Annotated in this window: 17 protein-coding genes and 1 pseudogene; 12 read left to right on the plus strand and 6 right to left on the minus strand. The window is 63.9% G+C overall.

Annotated elements, in window-relative coordinates; translation table 11 throughout:
• The first annotated feature begins 8 nt into the window (after positions 1-8).
• From LB533_RS11895 to LB533_RS11905, 3 genes are read left to right on the plus strand one after another with little or no spacing between them, the layout of a single operon-like run.
• Positions 9-1,280: a beta-ketoacyl-ACP synthase gene (locus tag LB533_RS11895; RefSeq protein ID WP_140517231.1), complete on the plus strand. Its 1,272-nt coding sequence runs from the start codon at positions 9-11 to the stop codon at positions 1,278-1,280.
• Positions 1,281-1,317: 37 nt separating this feature from the next.
• On the plus strand, positions 1,318-2,346 hold the full coding sequence (locus LB533_RS11900; protein WP_140639005.1) for a zinc-binding dehydrogenase: 1,029 nt from the start codon (positions 1,318-1,320) through the stop codon (positions 2,344-2,346).
• Positions 2,347-2,385: 39 nt separating this feature from the next.
• Positions 2,386-3,327, plus strand: a complete 942-nt coding sequence (locus LB533_RS11905) for a lipid A biosynthesis lauroyl acyltransferase (RefSeq protein WP_263487478.1) — start codon at positions 2,386-2,388, stop codon at positions 3,325-3,327.
• 46 nt (positions 3,328-3,373) lie between these two features.
• On the opposite strand, the gene LB533_RS11910 is transcribed toward LB533_RS11905, so the two are convergent.
• A complete protein-coding gene (locus LB533_RS11910) occupies positions 3,374-3,802 on the minus strand; it encodes a L,D-transpeptidase (RefSeq protein WP_224677238.1) in 429 nt (142 codons plus the stop codon).
• A gap of 217 nt (positions 3,803-4,019) precedes the next feature.
• Here LB533_RS11910 and LB533_RS11915 point away from each other — a divergent pair, with 217 nt between their 5' ends.
• The 5 genes from LB533_RS11915 (at position 4,020) to LB533_RS11935 (ending at position 10,660) form a co-directional block, all read left to right on the plus strand.
• Positions 4,020-5,294, plus strand: coding sequence for an acetylornithine deacetylase/succinyl-diaminopimelate desuccinylase family protein (locus LB533_RS11915; protein ID WP_140639008.1), 1,275 nt, complete (start codon positions 4,020-4,022; stop codon positions 5,292-5,294).
• A 153-nt stretch (positions 5,295-5,447) separates the two neighbouring features.
• Positions 5,448-6,926: an ABC transporter substrate-binding protein gene (locus LB533_RS11920; protein WP_140639009.1), complete on the plus strand. Its 1,479-nt coding sequence runs from the start codon at positions 5,448-5,450 to the stop codon at positions 6,924-6,926.
• A gap of 301 nt (positions 6,927-7,227) precedes the next feature.
• Positions 7,228-8,175: an ABC transporter permease gene (locus LB533_RS11925; RefSeq protein ID WP_140639010.1), complete on the plus strand. Its 948-nt coding sequence runs from the start codon at positions 7,228-7,230 to the stop codon at positions 8,173-8,175.
• Positions 8,172-9,041, plus strand: coding sequence for an ABC transporter permease (locus tag LB533_RS11930; protein ID WP_140639011.1), 870 nt, complete (start codon positions 8,172-8,174; stop codon positions 9,039-9,041). The genes LB533_RS11925 and LB533_RS11930 overlap by 4 nt, the downstream gene beginning before the upstream one ends.
• Complete coding sequence (locus LB533_RS11935; RefSeq protein WP_140639012.1) at positions 9,038-10,660, plus strand: ABC transporter ATP-binding protein; 1,623 nt, start codon at positions 9,038-9,040, stop codon at positions 10,658-10,660. The genes LB533_RS11930 and LB533_RS11935 overlap by 4 nt, the downstream gene beginning before the upstream one ends.
• A gap of 91 nt (positions 10,661-10,751) precedes the next feature.
• On the opposite strand, the gene LB533_RS11940 is transcribed toward LB533_RS11935, so the two are convergent.
• Positions 10,752-11,183, minus strand: a complete 432-nt coding sequence (locus tag LB533_RS11940; protein WP_140495687.1) for a TerB family tellurite resistance protein — start codon at positions 11,181-11,183, stop codon at positions 10,752-10,754.
• A 186-nt stretch (positions 11,184-11,369) separates the two neighbouring features.
• Here LB533_RS11940 and LB533_RS11945 point away from each other — a divergent pair, with 186 nt between their 5' ends.
• Positions 11,370-12,155, plus strand: coding sequence for a TSUP family transporter (locus tag LB533_RS11945; RefSeq protein ID WP_140551386.1), 786 nt, complete (start codon positions 11,370-11,372; stop codon positions 12,153-12,155).
• A gap of 56 nt (positions 12,156-12,211) precedes the next feature.
• Entirely contained in the window at positions 12,212-12,358 is a 147-nt protein-coding gene (locus LB533_RS11950) for a hypothetical protein (protein WP_140639013.1), read from the plus strand.
• A 93-nt stretch (positions 12,359-12,451) separates the two neighbouring features.
• Here LB533_RS11950 and LB533_RS11955 read toward each other — a convergent pair whose 3' ends face one another.
• Positions 12,452-13,927, minus strand: coding sequence for a cobyric acid synthase (locus LB533_RS11955; RefSeq protein WP_224677239.1), 1,476 nt, complete (start codon positions 13,925-13,927; stop codon positions 12,452-12,454).
• Between the two features lie 3 nt (positions 13,928-13,930).
• The gene (locus LB533_RS11960) at positions 13,931-14,545 is read right to left on the minus strand and encodes a dimethylsulfonioproprionate lyase family protein (protein WP_224677240.1); all 615 of its coding nucleotides are present in this window, start codon (positions 14,543-14,545) and stop codon (positions 13,931-13,933) included.
• Between the two features lie 144 nt (positions 14,546-14,689).
• Between LB533_RS11960 and LB533_RS11965 the strand changes: the two genes are divergently transcribed.
• Both LB533_RS11965 and mmsB read left to right on the plus strand, forming a co-directional pair.
• Positions 14,690-15,856 carry an isobutyryl-CoA dehydrogenase gene (locus tag LB533_RS11965; protein ID WP_224677241.1) on the plus strand — a complete coding sequence of 389 codons (1,167 nt, stop codon included), beginning with the start codon at positions 14,690-14,692 and terminating at the stop codon, positions 15,854-15,856.
• Between the two features lie 19 nt (positions 15,857-15,875).
• Positions 15,876-16,766: pseudogene (mmsB, locus tag LB533_RS11970) on the plus strand (3-hydroxyisobutyrate dehydrogenase); the annotation flags it as partial.
• A gap of 271 nt (positions 16,767-17,037) precedes the next feature.
• Here mmsB and LB533_RS11975 read toward each other — a convergent pair.
• Complete coding sequence (locus tag LB533_RS11975) at positions 17,038-17,682, minus strand: cytochrome c oxidase assembly factor Coa1 family protein (protein ID WP_224677243.1); 645 nt, start codon at positions 17,680-17,682, stop codon at positions 17,038-17,040.
• Between the two features lie 137 nt (positions 17,683-17,819).
• Entirely contained in the window at positions 17,820-19,199 is a 1,380-nt protein-coding gene (locus LB533_RS11980) for an aspartate aminotransferase family protein (protein ID WP_140639019.1), read from the minus strand.
• Positions 19,200-19,394: the final 195 nt, after the last annotated feature.

Here is a 19,394-nt window from a genome sequence, read left to right on the forward strand (position 1 = left end):
GCTTCCGGATGGCCAATCTCAGAGATCACATGGGCAGGCCGATCGTTGCCGTCACAGGCATCGGCGTGGTTACTTCCCTTGGAGCCGGGAAATCAGACAATTGGGCGGCGCTGACCTCGGGCAGATCGGGCATCCACCCGATCACCCGCTTCCCTGTCGACCACCTCAACACCCGCATTTCCGGCATGGTCGATTTCCTTGCGTCGAGCTCGAAGGGCGCCAGCCCCCTCACCTACGAACTGGCGGAGACCGCCGCGCAGGAAGCTGTTGCCGAAGCCGGCCTCAATTCCAGCGACTTCGGCGGACCGCTGTTTCTGGCCTCGCCGCCGGTCGAACTCGACTGGCATGAGCGGTTCGCGCTCTACAATTCCGACAAGCACGACGCCGGTGCCGAAAGGCTGCTTCGGGTGGCGCGCGGTCTGAAGGAGCTCGATACTTTCGAGACTACGCAGTTCGGCTCGATCGCCGACCGGCTCGCCGACCGTTTCGGCACGCGCGGCCTGCCGATCACGCTGTCGACCGCTTGCGCCTCCGGCGCAACGGCCATCCAGCTTGGGGTCGAGGCAATCCGCAGAGGCGAATGCGACCGGGCACTGTCGATCGGCGCGGATGGCTCGGCAACCGCCGAGGCGCTGATTCGCTTCTCGCTGCTGTCGGCGCTTTCGACCCACAACGACATCCCCGAAAAAGCCTCCAAGCCCTTCTCCAAGGACCGCGACGGCTTCGTGCTGGCCGAAGGCTCAGGCGCTCTCGTGCTGGAATCGCTGGAGGCAGCGCTCGCCCGCGGAGCGAGCGTTCTGGGCATTCTGCGCGGCTGCGGCGAAAAGGCGGACGATTTTCACCGCACCCGCTCCAAGCCGGATGGTTCGCCGGCCATCGCGGCGGTGCGCGCCGCCCTCGCCGATGCCGGCCTGGGCGAGGACGAGATCGACTATGTCAACGCGCACGGCACCTCGACGCCGGAAAACGACAAGATGGAGCACCTGTCGCTGTCGACGGTGTTCGGCGAACGGATTGGCTCGATGCCGATCTCGTCCAACAAGTCGATGATCGGCCACACGCTGTCCGCCGCCGGCGCGGTGGAAGCGGCGTTTTCCCTGATGACCATGCGCGAAGGCGTCATTCCCCCGACCATCAACTACGACAATCCCGATCCGGCGATCGTGCTCGATGTCGTGCCCAACAAGAAGCGCAATGCGCAGGTCGGCACCGTGCTCTCGAACTCCTTCGGCTTTGGCGGCCAGAACACTTGCCTTGTCATGGCGCGGGAACCGGTCTAAGCGAGCCACTTCCGCTAGAACAGAACCGACAGGCTCCATGCGCGCACTGCAACTTATCGAGGACCGCCGTCTTGAAACGGTGGACCTGCCGCCCCCGCCGCCGCCCGCGCTTGGCGAGGTGACGCTGCGCATCAAGGCAGTGGCGCTGAACCACATCGACGTCTGGGGCTGGCGCGGCATGGCTTTCGCCAAGCGCAAGCTGCCGCTGGTCGTCGGCGCGGAAGCCTCCGGCGAGGTCGAGACCGTCGGCCCCGGCGTTTCCGGGCTGCTGCCGGGACAGTTGGTATCGATTTACGGCGCGCGCACCTGCGGCCTCTGCCGCGCCTGCCGCGAAGGTCGCGACAATCTGTGCGAACACGTCTCGGGCGTTCATGGCTTCCACCTCGACGGCTTCGCGCAGGAGAAGATCAACCTGCCGGCGCGCCTGCTGGTCCCCGCCCCTCCGGGCGTGAGCGAGATCGGCGCGGCTGTCGCCCCCGTCACTTTCGGCACCGTCGAACACATGCTGTTCGACAATGCCAGGCTCGAGCCCGGCGAGACGATCCTTGTCCATGCCGGCGGATCCGGCATCGGCTCGGCTGCCATCCAGCTGGCGAAGCGGATGGGCTGCACGGTCATCACCACGGTCGGCTCGAACGACAAGATCGACAAGGCCAAGGCGCTCGGCGCCGATCATGTCATCAACTACCGTGACGACCGGTTCGAGGGCGTCGTGCGCAAGCTGACCAAAAAGAAGGGCGTCGACGTCGTGTTCGAACATGTCGGCGCCGATACTTTTGCCGGCTCGATGCTGTGCCTGAAGCGCGGCGGCCGCCTCGTCACCTGCGGCTCGACGTCCGGCGTGTCGACGCAGGTCAATCTGATGCAGCTCTTCCAGCAGCAGTTGAAGCTGCTCGGCTCCTTCGGCTGCCGCATGGAGAACATGGCCAACGCCATGCAGAAGATGGCGGCGGGACAGGTCGCACCCGTCATCGATACCGAAGTCGGCTTCGACGACATCGACGCCGCGCTGAAGCGCATGGAAGGCCGCGACGTGTTTGGCAAGATCATCCTGCGCGTCGTCTAGGCCCTGACTTCTGTGTTGAAGAAGCTTCGCCGCGACCTGATGTTCCGCTACGGCCGGCAATTGCGCCGGTTCGAGCACTGGCTGGTCGCGCGCATTGCGATGATCATCATCTCGGTACTGCGCCTGCTGCCCCCCGACAGCGCGCTGAATTTCGCCGACCGCGTCGCCCGCCGCATCGGTCCATGGGTCGGACGCCATAATGTGGCCGTCGACAATCTGCGCAAGGCCTATCCGCAGAAGAGCGAAGCCGAGATCCAGGCCATCGCCTCCGACATGTGGGGCAACATGGCGCGTCTGGCCGCCGAATACATCTTTCTCGACGCCTTGTTCGACTACGATCCAACTGCCACCCGTCCCGGCCGTGTCGAGGTCAAGGGAGTAGACCATTTCGTCGAGATCGCGGCCGAAAAGAAGCCGCACATCGTCTTCACCGGACATCTCGGCAATTTTGAATTGCTGCCGGTGGCGGCGGCTACTTTCGGCATGAATATCACCGCGCTGTTTCGCCCGCCCAACAATCCGTACCTGGCCGACTACATCCTCTCGACGCGCCGCGCGACCATGGGATCTTTGCTGCCCTCGATGGCGGGCGCGTCGTTCGCGCTCGCCTCGGTATTGGAAAACGGCGGCAATATCGGGGTTCTTGTCGACCAGAAGTTCACGGGCGGGCTGGAAACGACATTCTTCGGCCGCCCCTGCCAGAGCAATCGGGTGCTCGGCACGCTTGCCCGTCATTACGATTGCGACGTCTACCCGGCGCGCTGCGTCAGGCTGCCGGGCAACCGCTTCAGGCTCGAGATAGAAGAGAAGCTGACATTGCCGCGCACCGCCGATGGCAGCGTCGACGTGCGCGCCACCACCCAGCTCCTCAACGACGTGGTCGAGCGCTGGGTGCGCGAGGATCCCGGCCAGTGGATGTGGTTCCACAAGAGATGGGATATCAGCCGCAAGCGACGCAAGGCAAAGACCCGAAGCGCGTAGTCTGGAGCCGTCCGACGCGCCTCAGGCACGACGGCCGGCGCAGCAGTCAATTCCTCACGACGATGCGCGTGTTGCCGAAGCCGACTTCTCTCACCATCGAATAGAAAGCCGCCGCATTGGCCGTATGCAGCCGCACGCAGCCATGCGAGGCCGGTCGGCCGAGCTGCCTCACCGCGCCCGTTCCGTGGATGGCATAGCCGCCGCGGAAGAACACGGAATAAGGCATCGGCGACATGTCGTATTTGCGCGAATACCACATCCGGGCCGTTCGCTGCGGCCGGTAGGTGCCGCGTGGCGTGAAGTAGCCGGACCGAGCCGTGGACACCCTCCACCGGTAGACCTCCTGGCCGTACCTGACCGTCATCGTCTGCGACGACACGTCTATGTTTGCAATGAGGCTGGCTGCCCAGCTCTGCGCCGAAGCACCGAACAGCATCGTGACAAGCGCTGCTGCCATGAGAACTGTCTTTTTCATGCGATCAAACCCCTTTGATTGCCCCTTGCCTGCCTTCACGTCGTTTTTCATCTCTTTAACGGCAGGTGAACGGCATAACATATACTCTTGACCAATTCGCCAATCCAAAGCAGCGAATTTGAACGAATTCCCGCAAGAGTTGCCGTAACGACACGCCGCAACGGCCTAATTGCCAGCGGACTTGCAAAACGACGCCGATCGCTGCTCAACTCGGGCCATGAACGAGCGACTCCTCCAAGCGATCGATGACCGGCGTGACGATCTCGTCGCGCTGACCGCCGAGCTGATCCGCTTTCCCACCATCAACCCGCCCGGCGAAGCGTACCGGCCATGCGCCGAATTTCTTGGCGCGCGGCTGAAGAAGAGCGGCTTTCAGACCGAGTTCATCCGTGCCGAGGGCACGCCCGGCGACACCGCCCGCTACCCGCGCGTCAACGTCGTCGCCCGCTTCGATGGACGCTCGCCTGGCGCCTGCGTCCACTTCAACTCGCATATCGATGTCGTCGAGGCCGGCGACGGCTGGACCGTCGATCCCTTCGCCGGCGTCGTCAGGGACGGCAAGGTCTACGGCCGCGGCGCCTGCGACATGAAGGGCGGCCTGGCTTCCTCGATCATCGCGGCCGAAGCCTTCATAGAGGTATTTCCCGATTTTCCCGGCGCCATCGAGATATCAGGCACGGTCGACGAGGAATCCGGCGGCTTCGGCGGCGTCGCGCATCTGGCGAGGCTCGGCTATTTCTCGAAACCCAGGGTCGACCACGTCATCATTCCCGAACCGTTGAACAAGGACCGCATCTGCCTTGGCCATCGCGGCGTCTGGTGGGCCGAGATCGAGACCAAGGGCGAAATCGCGCATGGCTCGATGCCGTTCCTCGGCGACAATGCGGTGCGCCATATGGGCGCCGTGCTAAGAGCATTCGAGGACGAATTGTTCCCCGCGCTTGACCGCAAGATGACGCGCATGCCGGTCGTGCCCGAAGGGGCAAAGCGTTCGACCATGAATATCAACTCTATCCATGGCGGCCAGACCGAGGATTTCCGGCCCGGCCTGCCCTCGCCCAACGTGCCCGATTCCTGCCGGCTGACCATCGACCGCCGCTTCTTGCTCGAAGAGGATCTCGCCACGGTCAAGGGCGAGGTGACCGGCATTCTCGAGCGGCTGAAGCGTGATCGGCAAAAGTTCGACTACGAGATCCGTGACCTGATGGAGGTGCTGCCGCTGATGACCGAACGCGACGCTCCGGTCGTCAAGGCAATCGCGCAAGGCATCCACGCGATCTTCGATCGCGAGCCCGACTACGTCATTTCACCCGGCACCTACGACCAGAAGCACATTGCCCGCATCGGCCATGTCTATGATTGCATCGCCTATGGCCCGGGCATTCTCGATCTCGCCCACCGGCCTGACGAATGGGTCGGCATCTCGGATATGGTGGAATCGGCCAAGGTGATGGCGTTCGGGCTCAACGTGCTGCTGCGCGGCGCCCCATAGCGCGGGGCAAGTGCCGACGATCGATGCGGTTGCCTGGAGAAAACATTCCCGGCTACGCCGCCGCACAGCACGAAACGCAATTTACTCCCGTGCGAAATCACGCTTCTATTCGCCCGGTTTGAGCGCATGTTTGACCACACGGGGAGTCGCACGATGAAATTGTGGAAAACCATCCTGGCAGCTGCCGTCTTGGCGTTGGCCGTCGGCACTCCCGCGCTGGCGGCGCGAACCGATCTGGTCATCGGCATCCCGCTCGAACCGCCGCATCTCGATCCGACCGCCGGAGCCGCCGCCGCAATCGACGAGGTTCTCTATGCCAATGTGTTCGAAGGCTTGACCCGCATCGGGCCAAACGGCGAGGTGCTGCCGGACCTGGCCGAAAGCTGGACCATCTCCGACGACGGCAAGACCTACACTTTCAAGCTGCACACCGGCGTGAAATTCCACGATGGCGCCGGCTTCAGCGCCGAAGATGTGAAATTCTCGCTCGACCGTGCCCGCGCCGACAATTCGGTCAATGCGCAAAAAGCCCTGTTCGCGGCCATCGATAGGGTCGACGCGGTCGACCCGGCAACGGTCAAGGTGACGCTGAAGAACCCGCGGGGATCCTTCCTCTACAATATGGGCTGGGGCGATGCTGTCATCGTCTCGCCGAAATCCGCTGACGCCAACAAGGAAAAGCCGGTCGGAACCGGCCCGTTCAAATTCCAGAGCTGGGCCAAGGGATCCTCGATCACGCTGGTGAAATCCGACAGCTATTGGGGCACGCCGGCTTACCTCGACAAGGTCGAATTCCGCATCGTGCCCGATGCCGCCGCTAGCGTACCGGCATTGCTTTCCGGCGATATCCAGGCGTTCCCATTCTTCGATCCTGACAGTCTCGCGCAGGTCAAGGACGATCCGCGTTTCAAGGTGGTGATCGGTTCGACCGAAGGCGAAACCATCCTGTCGATCAACAACAAGAAGCCGCCCTTCGACAAATTGCTGGTCAGGCAGGCGATCTCCTACGCGCTCGATCGCAAGGCGATCATCGACGGTGCCTCGGCCGGCCTCGGCCTGCCGATCGGCTCGCATATGTCGCCGGCCAACAAGGATTATGTCGACCTCACCGGCCGCTATCCGCACGACGTCACCAAGGCCAAGGAACTCTTGAAGGAAGCAGGCCTGGAGAACGGCTTCAAGGCGACGCTGAAGCTGCCGCCGCCCACCTATGCCAGGCTCGGCGGCGAGATCATCGCCTCGCAACTCCGTGATGTCGGCATCAACCTCGAGATCATCCCGGTCGAGTGGGCGCAGTGGCTAGACCAGGTGTTCACCAAGAAGGACTACGACCTGACCATCGTCTCCCATACCGAGCCCAATGACATCGGTATCTATGCGCGCAAGGATTATTACTTCAACTACGACAACCCGGCCTTCGACAAGGTGATCGCCGATCTGGATGTCACCTCCGACGAAGCCAAGCGCAAGGAATTGCTGGGGCAGGCACAGAAGATCCTGGCCGACGACGCCGTGGTCGGTTTCCTCTACGAACTGCCCAAGGTCGGCGTCTGGGACGCCAAGCTGGAAGGCCTGTGGGAAAACGCGCCGATCCAGGCCAATGATCTCACCAAGGTGAAGTGGAGCGAGTGAAGCCGTTGGCCAAGAGGCGACGCTTGCGTTCCGCACCCCCCTCTGCCCTGCCACGCTGCCTGACTAGAGCCGCAGGACGATCGTTTCAGGTTTGCGCCGCCCCTCATCGCCCTGCCGGGCACTTCTCCCCGTATAGTGACGGGGAGAAGGGGGCTGGCCGCAACCTCGGCACCCTTTCTGCAACGCTGAAGATTGGCGAAACCCTTTGCGAAGGCGTCCTTCTCCCCGTCTCTATACGGGGAGAAGATGTCGGCAGGCAGATAAGGGGCAGCGCCGATTTCGACTATTGGCCGGTCGAGCGATGACCGCCTACCTCCTCAAGCGCCTCGCCATCGCCGCCGCCACGCTGGCGTTGGCCTCCATGGTCGTCTTCGCGGTGCTGGAGATCCTGCCCGGCGATCCGGCGCGGCTGATGCTGGGCATGAATGCCAGCGCCGATCAGGTCGAGCTGCTGCGCAACCAGATGGGCCTCGACGCGCCCCTGCCCTGGCGTTACCTGCACTGGGCCGGCGGCCTGCTCAGCCTGGATTTCGGCCGCTCCTACACCTATTCGGTGCCGGTCATCGATCTCGTGCGCGAGCGTCTCGTCGTCTCGCTGCCGCTGGCGCTGATCGCGCTCGCCCTATCCACCCTCATCGCCATTCCGGTCGGCCTGTTTTCAGCGAACCATCGCGGGCGGATGGGTGACACGACGGCGATGGGCGCCGCGCAGCTCGGCGTCGCCATCCCCAATTTCTGGTTCGCACTGATGCTGATCTATCTCTTCGCCGTCTGGCTGCGGCTGGTTCCGGCCGGCGGCTTTCCCGGCTGGGGGGCCGGCGTCTGGCCGGCGCTGAAATCGCTGCTTTTGCCCGCAGTGGCGCTCGCGCTGCCGCAGGCCGCGATCCTGGCACGCGTCACCCGTTCGGCACTGATCGAGGTGCTGAACGAGGACTATATCCGCACGGCCCGCGCCAAGGGCCTGCCCTACCGCGTGGTCCTGTGGCGGCACGCGCTGCGCAACGCCATGATCCCGGTGCTGACCATTCTTGGCCTGCAATTCGCCTTCCTGCTCGCCGGCACCATCATCATCGAGAACGTCTTCTACCTGCCCGGCCTCGGCCGGCTGGTGTTCCAGGCGATCACCCAGCGTGACCTGATCGTCGTGGAAAGCGTCGTCATGCTGCTGGTCGCCGCGGTCATCGCCGTCAACCTCGTCGTCGACCTCTCTTACGCCGTCGTCGATCCGCGCCTCCGAAGTCGGCAATGATGTTGCATCCGGACATCCCCGAAGAGACGCTGGGCGGCATCCTCGTCAAGGCGTTCGGTAACCGCTCGTTTCTTGCCGGCTTCGCCGTCACATTGTTCGTGGCGGCGGTGGCGATCCTCTCCTATGTCTGGACGCCCTACGACGTGACCCGGCTGGTCATATCCGACAAGACGCTGGCGCCGTCCTGGATGCACTGGTTCGGCACCGACCATTTCGGCCGTGACATCCTGTCGATGATCATGGTCGGCGCCCGCAATTCGATCGCCGTGGCGCTGGTCGCGGTGGGCATCGGCATGGGCGTCGGCGTGCCGCTCGGTGCTTTTGCGGCGGCGCGCGGCGGCCTCATCGACGAGGTGCTGATGCGCATCAACGATCTGGTCTTCGCCTTCCCTGCGCTTTTGTCGGCGATTATGATCACCGCCATCTTCGGCCCCGGCGCCGTCAATGCCATCATCGCCATCGGCATCTTCAACATCCCTGTCTTTGCCCGCGTCGCCCGGGCCGGGGCCTTGGCGATCTGGCCGCGAGAATTCATCCTCGCCGCCCGCGCCGCCGGCAAGGGCAAGGCGCTGATCACCGTCGAACATGTCTTGCCCAACATCGCCACCTTGCTTCTGGTGCAAGGCACCATTCAGTTCGCGCTCGGCATATTGGCCGAGGCCGGGCTTTCCTATCTCGGCCTCGGCGTCCAACCGCCGATGCCGAGTTGGGGCCGCATGCTGTTCGACGCCCAGACCCGCATGGTGGTGGCGCCCTGGATGGCGATCTTTCCCGGCATGGCGATCGTGATCACCGTGCTTGGGCTGAACCTTTTGGGCGACGGCATCGCCGACATCCTCGATCCGAAATCGCGGCGGCAACGATGAGCCTGCTGGAAATCGACAATCTCTCGCTGGCAATCGGAGACACACCGATCCTCCGGAGCATCGAGCTCTCCATCGCGCCTGGCGAGGTAATGGGGCTGGTCGGCGAATCCGGCTCCGGCAAATCGATGACGGCTCTGAGCGTCATGCGGCTCTTGCCATATGCGGCGCGTGCCAGCGGGCACGTTACCTTCGACGGCATCGACATCCTCGCGGCAAGCGAGGATCAGATGTGCGCCCTGCGCGGCGACGATATCGGCATGGTGTTCCAGGAGCCGATGACCGCGCTGAACCCGCTCAAGACCATCGGCGAGCAGGTCGCCGAAGGCATACGCTGGCATGCCAAGGCAAGCCGCGCCGAGGCGGAAGAGCGGGCGCGAAAAATGCTCGACCGGGTCGGCTTGCCATCGGCAAAATTCCCGCTGTCGCGTTATCCGCACGAACTGTCCGGCGGCCAGCGCCAGCGCGTCGTCATTGCCATGGCCTGCGCGCTGAAGCCGAAGCTGCTGATCGCCGACGAGCCGACCACGGCGCTCGACGTGGTGCTGCAGGCGCAAATCCTCGCCCTCTTGCGCGACCTTGTCGCGGAGAGCGGCATGGGCCTGCTCCTGATCTCGCATGACCTCGCCGTGGTGACGGAAATGGCCGACCGCATCACCATCCTTCGGCATGGCGAGGTGATGGAAGCAGGCGACACGGCACGCACCCTCTCTGAACAGCTCCACCCCTATACCCGCCAGCTGGCGCTGGCCTCGATGCACGTGCCCGCACGTGCCCGGCCGCATGGCGTCACGGCAGCCCGGCCCTTGCTCGAGGTCGAGGGCGTGACGCGCGATTATCCTGGCCGGCGCACCTCACTGTTCAGGCGCGCGCCTGATATCCGCGCCGTCGACGGCGTGTCGCTATCGATGGCGCCGGGCCAGTCGGTGGCGCTGGTCGGCCGCTCCGGCTGCGGCAAGTCTACGTTGGCGCGCATGATCCTGGCGCTCGACCGGCCGAGTTCGGGCACCATCCGCTTTCGCGGCGAGCCCCTCACCGGCAAGAGCGAGGCGGACCTGAAGCCGGCGCGGCGCGACATGCAGGTAGTGTTCCAGGATCCCTATGGCTCGTTCGATCCGCGCCAGAAGGTCGAGAAGCTGGTCGCCGAGCCGCTGCACGTGCTGGACAGGAAACCGGGGCGCGCCGAGCGCCGCGAGATGGTGGCGCAGGCGCTGCACGAGGTCGGCCTCGACCAGTACGACATGGAAAAGTATCCGCACGAGTTTTCCGGCGGCCAGCGCCAGCGCCTGTCGATCGCCCGCGCCATCATCACCCGACCAAAACTGGTCGTCGCCGACGAGCCGGTTTCGGCGCTCGATGTTTCGATCCGCGCTCAGATCCTCGACCTGTTCGCCGAGCTCAACCAGAAACTCGGCATCGCTTATCTCTTCATCACCCACGACCTCACCGTCGCCCGCGCCATAACGGACGAAGTGCTGGTCATGCATGACGGCCAGATCGTCGAGCGTGGCCGGACGAGCGAGGTGCTGGATCACCCGCAATCCGAGGCGGCCAAGGCGCTTGTCGCCGCAGCGCCGGACCTGCACAGGGCAATTGCACGCCGTATGCAGGAGCAGGGGTGAGTGATCGGTTCGCGAAGCGAATCCGCCGTGTGAGTGAAAGGCAACAAACGCCGGAGGGTGCCGCAGATAGCCGGCCCCGGCCGGGATCAACCTACTGCTCCGATTTCACCACGTCGACCGGGCTGATGTCGAGCAGGTCGAGCGTGCGGCGCAGCAGGCGCACCTCGGTCTCGGCCAATTGCGCGTCCGCCTTGGCGATCTCGGCCATATGCTGCGCCAGTTGCTTGCGCCGCTCGACATCGAGGTCGCGGAACAGCGCGATGGCCTGCGAGCCATTGGTCTCGTAACCGAATTCGTTGAGATATTCGATGACGGCGTCGATGCTGGTTTCCGGAATGCCGAAGGCATCCTTGCAGATGCGCCGGAAAGCAACCATCTCGCTCTCGCTGACCGTTCCATCGGCCAGGATCATGCGGAACAGCATCAGAAGTTCCGCCGACAACACGGGGTCGTCCGCCACCTTGCGCACGCCCGGGTCGCCGTCGAAGATCGAGCGTATCTGGTCGAGCAGTTCGAATGCCATCGGAAGCCCCTTTGCCGATTCCTCTAATCCATGTAGCCCAAAAAGCGCAGCGGTTGGGATAACGACAGCACAAACACGAAATCCAGGCGCGACGCTTAGGATAGAAGTAGCGTGAAATCGGTCTTGCGCAAACGGGGTGTTCGTGATCGAAGCCGGAGCGTCTTTTGGCTTGATACTTCCCACCCGATGATCGACCTCACTTTACAATCCGTCGCCATGCTCGCCTTCGCCGGTTTTGCCGCGGGTTTTGTCGACTCGATCGCCGGTGGCGGTGGACTGATCACCATCCCCGCACTGCTGCTGGCCGGCTTCTCGCCGGTCGAGGCGCTGGGAACAAACAAGCTGCAGGGCATGTTCGGCTCGGGATCTGCGACCATCCACTATGCCGCGAAAGGCCATGTCGACCTTCGCCGGCAACTGCCTTCTGCGCTGCTGGCGCTCGCGGGCGGTGCCGTCGGTGCCTTGCTGGCAACGGTCGTGCCCGGCGACCTGCTGCGGGCGCTTCTGCCGCTGGTGCTGATCGCCATCGCGCTCTATTTCGCCCTGAAGCCCAACATGACCGACGTCGATCGCGCCGAGCGTATGACACCCTTCCTGTTCGGGATAACGCTGGTGCCGGCCATCGGCTTTTATGACGGCCTGTTCGGGCCGGGTGCCGGCTCCTTCTACATGCTGGCCTTCGTCGCGCTTGCTGGCTACGGCGTGCTCAAGGCGACGGCCCATACCAAGCTGCTCAATTTCGCCTCCAACATCGGCGGTTTCGTCGTCTTCGCCGCGGTCGGTGTCATCTCCTGGAAGATCGGCCTGATGATGGGCGTCGCCCAGTTCCTCGGCGCCCGCCTCGGCGCCAGCCTGGCCATGCGCATCGGCGCCAGGCTGATCAAGCCGCTGCTTGTCATCGTCTGCGTCGCACTGGCGGCGAAGCTCCTGGCCGACCCGGCGAACCCGCTGCGCGTCCTGATTGGTGTGTGACCCGCGCGCCTGATGGAATGCCACTGTTCGAATCATGTCGAGGAGAGGACCCGCACATGAATCTCAGTGCACCTACCCAGACTGTTTTCATCGGCATTCTCGCCGCCCTTGGCCTTCTTGCGTTCGTCCCACTCGCATCGGTGTGGATCGTGCTCATTGCTTACATCGTGCTTGCCGGCGGCGGCCTGATGCGCGGCGCCTGACATTCAAATCTCAGGCAATTCGGAGCGCCCGGCCAAAGCCGGACGCTTTTGATTCCGGTCCTACTGGCCGAAGCGAGTGAAAAGAGCAGTTAGCTACCGCGCCAGTGCGAAAATCGCGTCGCAGTCAAGATGGGTTTCCAACTCGGCCGCGACCTCGTCGAGAGCCCTCTCGACCTCGGCGCGATAGTCGATGCCGCCGCCCTTGACGCCGAGGCTTTCGAGGAATCTCCCTCGAAAGGCGTCGGCGCCAAACAGGCCGTGCATGTAGGTTCCGACCACCTTGCCATCCGCCGACACAGCACCATCCTCGACGCCATTGATGATCGCCGACGGCCGCAGCATATCCGGGCCGGTGGTGCGGCCGAGATGAATCTCGTAGCCTTCAAGCGGCAGGTCGAACGGCACCGAGCGGGCGCTGACGTTGCGCACCGTCTTTTCCGGTTCCATCACCGTTTCGATGTCGAGCAGGCCAAGCCCTTCCGCTTCGGTGACGCTGCCTTCGATGCCGTCGGGATCGCGCACGATGCGACCAAGCATCTGGAAGCCGCCGCAAATGCCGACGACATGGCCGCCGCGCCTGCGATGGGCGAGAAGATCACGGTCCCAGCCATTTTCGCGAAATTTCAGCAGATCCCCGATCGTCGACTTCGAGCCGGGAATGACCACCAGTCCCGCATCCTGCGGCAACGGCTTTCCAGGCGGCACGAACACCACTTCCACCTGCGGCTCGGCCTTGAGCGGGTCGAGATCGTCGAAATTGGCGATGCGGCCAAGCATCGGCACCGCCACCTTCAGCGCACGCGCCTCCCCGGAGGCAAGCCGTTCCAGCACCACCGAATCCTCCGAGGGCAGCCGCGCAGCCGCCTTCAGCCACGGCACGACGCCGAAGCAGCGCCAGCCGGTAAACCCTTCGATCGCCTTGATGCCGTCGTCGAACAGCGAGACGTCACCACGGAACTTGTTGATGAGGTAGCCAACGATCATGCGCCGGTCTTCCTCCGGCAGGATCAGATGCGTGCCCGCGACCGAGGCGATGACGCCGCCGCGATCGATGTCGCCGACCAGCACGACAGGCACGTCGGCCCGCGTCGCAAAACCCATATTGGCGATGTCGCGGCTTCTGAGGTTGATCTCCGCCGGCGAACCCGCGCCCTCGACGATGACGAGATCGGCGCCCTCGCCAACCTTTGCCCAGGAGTCCAGCACCGCGTCCATCAGCCGACCCTTCAACGCCTGGTAGTCGCGTGCCCGCGCCTCGCCGAACACCTTGCCTTGCACGATGACCTGCGCACCGACATCGGTCTGCGGCTTGAGCAGCACCGGGTTCATGTGAACCGATGGCGGCACGCCACAAGCGATCGCCTGCAGCCATTGCGCGCGGCCGATCTCGCCGCCGCCAGCCCTGTTGTCGCCGGGAATATCGGCGACGGCGGCATTGTTCGACATGTTCTGCGGCTTGAACGGACGCACCTTCAGCCCACGCTTTTTCGCGGCGCGGCACAGCCCGGCGACCAGCACCGTCTTGCCGACATCCGAACCCGTGCCTTGCAGCATGATGGCTTGAGCCATGGCTCAGCCCCTGCCCTGCGTCGCGGTCCCGGTGATCGTGGATTTCTGCGCCAGCGGCCCGCCGCGCCAGATATAGAGCGCCAGCAACGGCTCCTTGCCGGTGCGCATGGCGTGATTGACCTTGGAAGCGTGGTACACGACCTCGCCGGCCTCTCTCTTGTGAAAGCTGTCCTCGCCCATTCGCCACTCGGTGCCGCCGGTCAGCGGGATATAGATCTCCTCGGCGACATGATGGTGGTCGGGATAGACGATATCAGGCCCAAGGATCAGCACGCCGGCGGCGACCTCGTCGTTGGCGAAGTGGCCGCGGGTGCCGAATACTTCGAGCCAGCCATAATTGTCGATGAACGCCTTGCCGAAATCCGACTCACCGTAGGTCTGGCCCCAGCGCAATTCGCCGCGCTCCTGCGCCAGAAATTGGACCAGCTGCTTGGCTCGCGCCGGCGTCAATTCGGCGGCGCGATCGAGATGGCGCAGGCAGCCGAGTGGGTGCGGCTCAAGCTCGCGGGCGGGCATATCCCACCCTATGCGCGCCACCGCATCCCGCACCAGGAAGTCATCCACGGAAGCGAGATAGGCGTGGAACCGCTCTAGCAGCTCATCGAATTTTGTCGTCACATCTTGCTCCGGACATGCATTGACGCACAGCCGCTCCGCGGCGGCTCGGGTTGCGCGGCGGCATCATTGGTCTAGGTTGGTGCGCGCGCAAAGCCAAAAACGACAGGCCAGCGAGCCAGCTGGCCAGCATATAGGGAGCACGCCATGGACGCCGCGGTCGATGCGAGCACCAGCCAGTTCGAACTCAACGAGGACCAGCGCGCCATCCAGGAGATGGCGCAGGCCTTCGCCGCCGATCGCGTCGCGCCGAATGCGCTAGACTGGGACCGCAACAAGCATTTCCCCGCCGACGTGATCCGCGAGACTGGCCCGCTGGGCCTCGGCGGCATCTATGTCAGCGACGATGTCGGCGGCTCCGCGCTCGGCCGGCTCGACGCCGTGCTGATCTTCGAAGCGCTGTCCCACGCCGACCCGGCCTTTTCGTCCTTCATCTCGATCCACAATATGGTGGCTTCGATGATCGACCGTTTCGGCGACGACGGCCAGCGCCGGCGCTTCCTGCCGAAGCTGACCTCCATGGAGTGGCTGGCGAGCTATTGCCTGACCGAGCCGGGTTCCGGCTCCGACGCCGCTGCCCTGAAGACGCGGGCGGTGAAGAGCGGCGGCGACTACGTGCTGAACGGCGCCAAGCAGTTCATCTCCGGCGCCGGCGACAGCGATGTCTATGCCGTCATGGTGCGCACCGGCGTCGACGGGCCGAAAGGCATTTCGACCATTATTGTGCCGAAGGACGCGCCGGGCCTTTCCTTCGGCGCCAATGAGCACAAGATGGGCTGGCACATGCAGTCGACCCGCCAGGTCATTTTCGAGGATTGCAAGGTGCCGGCTGAAAACCTTTTGTCAGGCGAAGGCGCCGGTTTCGGCATCGCCATGGCCGGGCTCGATGGCGGCCGGCTGAACATCGCCGCGTGTTCGCTGGGCGGGGCCCAGTCGGCGCTTGACAAGGCGCTGTCCTACACATCAGAGCGCAAGGCGTTCGGCTCCAGGATCAACCAGTTCCAAGCTTTGCAGTTCAAGTTGGCCGACATGGAGACCGAATTGCAGGCGGCGCGCATCTTTCTCTATGCCGCCGCTTCCAAGCTCGACCGCAAGGCACCGGATGCCCCAAAATGGTCGGCAATGGCCAAGCGCTTCGTCACCGACACCGGTTTCAACGTCGCCAACGATGCGCTGCAGCTGCTCGGCGGCTACGGTTACCTGCACGATTACGGCATCGAGAAACTGGTGCGCGACCTGCGCGTCCACCAGATCCTCGAAGGCACGAACGAGATCATGCGTGTCATCATCGCCCGCGCGTTGATCGGCCGCTGAAGCCTGCAAACTCCGGGAGAACACAATGACGACGATCGCCTTCATCGGGCTTGGCAATATGGGCAATCCAATGGCTGCGAACCTGGTCAAGGCGGGGTATCCCGTGCATGGCTTCGACCTCATGCCCGAAAACCTGACCGTTGCACGCGAGCATGGTGTGGTCATCATGGCCGATGCCGCCGCAGCAGTGAAGGATGCCGACGTCGTCATCACCATGCTGCCCGCCGGCAAGCATGTCCTGTCGGTCTACGAAGAGATCGCGTCCAAGGCAAAGAAGGGCGCGCTGTTCATCGATTCCTCGACCATCGACGTCGATTCGGCGCGCAAGGCGCATGCCATCGCCGCAAAGCACGGCCTGCTGTCGGTCGATGCGCCGGTCTCGGGCGGTACCGGCGGTGCCACGGCCGGCACGCTGACCTTCATGGCCGGCGGCTCCGACGATGCCTTCGCCGCCGCCGAGCCGATCCTGAAGCCCATGGCCGGGCGCATCGTCCATTGCGGCGGCGACGGCGCCGGCCAGGCGGCCAAGATCTGCAACAACATGATTCTCGGCATTTCGATGATCGGCGTCGCCGAGGCCTTCGTGCTGGCCGAAAAGCTCGGCCTGGCGCACCAGGCCCTGTTCGACGTTGCCTCGACGTCTTCAGGCCAGTGCTGGTCGCTGACCACCTATTGCCCGGTGCCCGGCCCGGTGCCGACCTCGCCCGCCAACCACGATTACAAGCCCGGCTTCGCCGCCGCACTCATGCTGAAGGATTTGAAGCTGTCGCAGGAAGCCGCACAAGCCGCGGGCGCGGTGACACCGCTTGGCGCCGAAGCGACACAGCTCTACGGCCTGTTCAACGCGCAAGGGAATGCCGGCGCCGATTTTTCCGGGATCATAAATTTTCTGCGCGGCGCCAATCTATAAGCGACTGATAAAGCTAGCTTTTCTTTCGTACGCCTCGCCGAAGAACCGCAAAATTTAGGTTTGCTTAAGCTCTCGATAACTCCGCGGTAACGATGTCCCTATAAAACGGATTGCGAGGCGGATATCGCGTCCGCCCGGCGCTCCGGATCAGGTCCCGCGTACCGGAGCCCGTAAGTTTCGCCAAGTGTTTGCGTAGCGAAACGCCAAGCGTATCTGGCAAAGCCGCGTTCCCGGTGGGGCGCGGTTTTTGCGTTCCAGGATCCGACATCCCTCATATTCCGATTGCAGCGTTCGGGATCGGCACGTGATCTTCATTGGTCAGCACGATCGGCGCATCGGCGCCATCGACCCGGACCACGAGCAGGCGCGTGCTCCACGTGCCTGCGGTGCGAACCAGGTGCGAAAACACCGTGCCCTTTCCCTTGGCGCCGTGGATGGGAATGCTGAACCGCGCGTCACCCGTCCCATTCGCGTCGACGTTGAGATGGCCGCCGACCCAGAAATTGGCGGTCAAGTCGTCGCCGATAGCGGCTTTCACCCGGGTGTCGGCGCGAATGGCATCCATGGTCATGTGATAGGCGTCACTGTTCTTGATCATGAAAGGGATGCCGCCGACCATCGTCGCGCAGCCCCCGATACTGAGCACCCAGACGGCAAGACCGGCGATCGCCCAGTTGCGCTGCGTTCTGCGGAACTGCTCGGCATCGCGCCATGCACGGTTGCGCCATGCCCAGCGGCTGCCCCGCGCACCAAGCACGAAGATCATGACGATGTTGACGATCGGGATCAGCGCCAGCAGCGCGATGAAGGTGGAGTTGCCGATGCCCCAGATCCAGTTGAGGAAGAAGGCGCCCCAATTCCAGCGATCGAGCTCGGCCGGGATTTCGGCGGGCTGGTTGAGCGGTTGTCCGGCCATGGCATCCCCCGTCGGCAAAACTGCCTTGGCGGTTGTAGCCGATGGCGCCGGCGACCGGAACCCTCCGGTGCGCCTGGGACCGGCAATTGGGCCTTCGACGGCCGGGCGTCTCGGTCACGAACGCCCGGCCATTTCTTTTATCGCTTGCGCAGATCCGCTTGCGCCAAGTCGAGCGCCTTGCCGATACGCTCGCAGGCCATGTCGATCGTGTCCCGGGTCCAGATCAGCGGCGGCGACAGGATCATCGTGTCACCGGTGGCCCGCAGCATCATTCCGTTGGCGATCGCATGGTCGCGCACGGTCACCGCGGCACTTCCCGCCGGCAGGAACCGTTCCTTCGTCGCCTTGTCCTTGACGATCTCGATCGCGCCCATCAGCCCGATCGAACGCACCTCGCCGACCAGCTCGTGCCCGGCGATGCGCTCTTGCAGCGCCTTGGCGAAATAGGGCCCGGTGTCGGTCCTGACGCGATCGACCAGACCTTCCCGCTCCATGATCTCCAGGTTCTTCAGCGCCACGGCGCAAGCCACGGGATGGCCGGAATAGGTATAGCCGTGGTTGAACTCGCCGCCCTTCTCGATCAGCGCCGAGGCAATGCGATCGCCGACCAGCAGCGCCGACAGCGGCTGGTAGCCCGACGTCAGCGCCTTGGCGGTAGTGATGGTGTCGGCCTCGATGCCAAGCGTCTGCGCGGCAAACCATTCGCCCGTGCGGCCGTAACCGGTGATGACCTCGTCCAGCATCAGCAGCACATCGTATTTGCGGCAGATGCGCTGTACCTCGGGCCAATAGCTTGCCGGCGGTATCTTCACGCCGCCAGCTCCCATCACCGGCTCGCCAATGAAGGCGGCGACCTTGTCGGCGCCGGCTTCGAGGATGGCGTCCTCGACCGCCTTTGCCGCGCGCAGGCCGAAATCATGATCGCTCTCGCCCGGCAGCGACAGCTCGTAGGCGTATGGCGTCATCACATGGACGATGTTGGGCACCTCTCCGTTGAGCTGCTTGTGCATGGCGTCCATGCCGCCGAGCGACGTGCCGGCGATGGTCGAGCCGTGATAGGCCATCTTGCGCGAGATGACGCGGTTCTTCTGCGGCTTGCCTTCGAGCACCCAATAGTGGCGCACGAGCCTGAGCGCGGTGTCGTTGGCTTCCGAACCGGAAGAGCCATAAAACACCTGGTTGATGGTCTTCGGCGCGATCTCCGCCAGCTTCTTCGACAGAAGCACAGGCGTCGGCGTCGAGCATTTGAAGAAGGAATTGTAGTAAGGCAGTTCCTTCATCTGCGCATAGGCGGCCTCGGCGAGCTCGTCGCGGCCATAGCCGATGTTGACGCACCACAGCCCCGCCATGCCGTCGAGCAGTTCGTTCCCTTCGGAATCATAGATGAAGGGGCCGTTAGCGTGGGTGATGATGCGCGATCCGGCCTCGCGCAGTTCCCTATGGTCGGTGAACGGGTGCAGATGATGCGCGGCATCGATCTGCTGAAGCTGCTTCAGCGAATAGTTTTGATAGGTCATGGATCTGATCTTTCCTCTGGAACCAATCCGGCTGCGCCGGGGCGGATTCTTCAGAGGACAGCGGGTGGCGAATAGCCTATGCGGGCGCAAAGCCGCAAAAGCTCGGCGCGTAACGTGCGCAGCGACGGCGTCACCGCGCCCCCAAATGCCCGAACCCCGAAAAGGCCGGCCAATGTCACCACGGGAGCCATGCGG

This window comes from Mesorhizobium sp. BR1-1-13, from assembly GCF_020165515.1.
Lineage (GTDB): Bacteria > Pseudomonadota > Alphaproteobacteria > Rhizobiales > Rhizobiaceae > Mesorhizobium.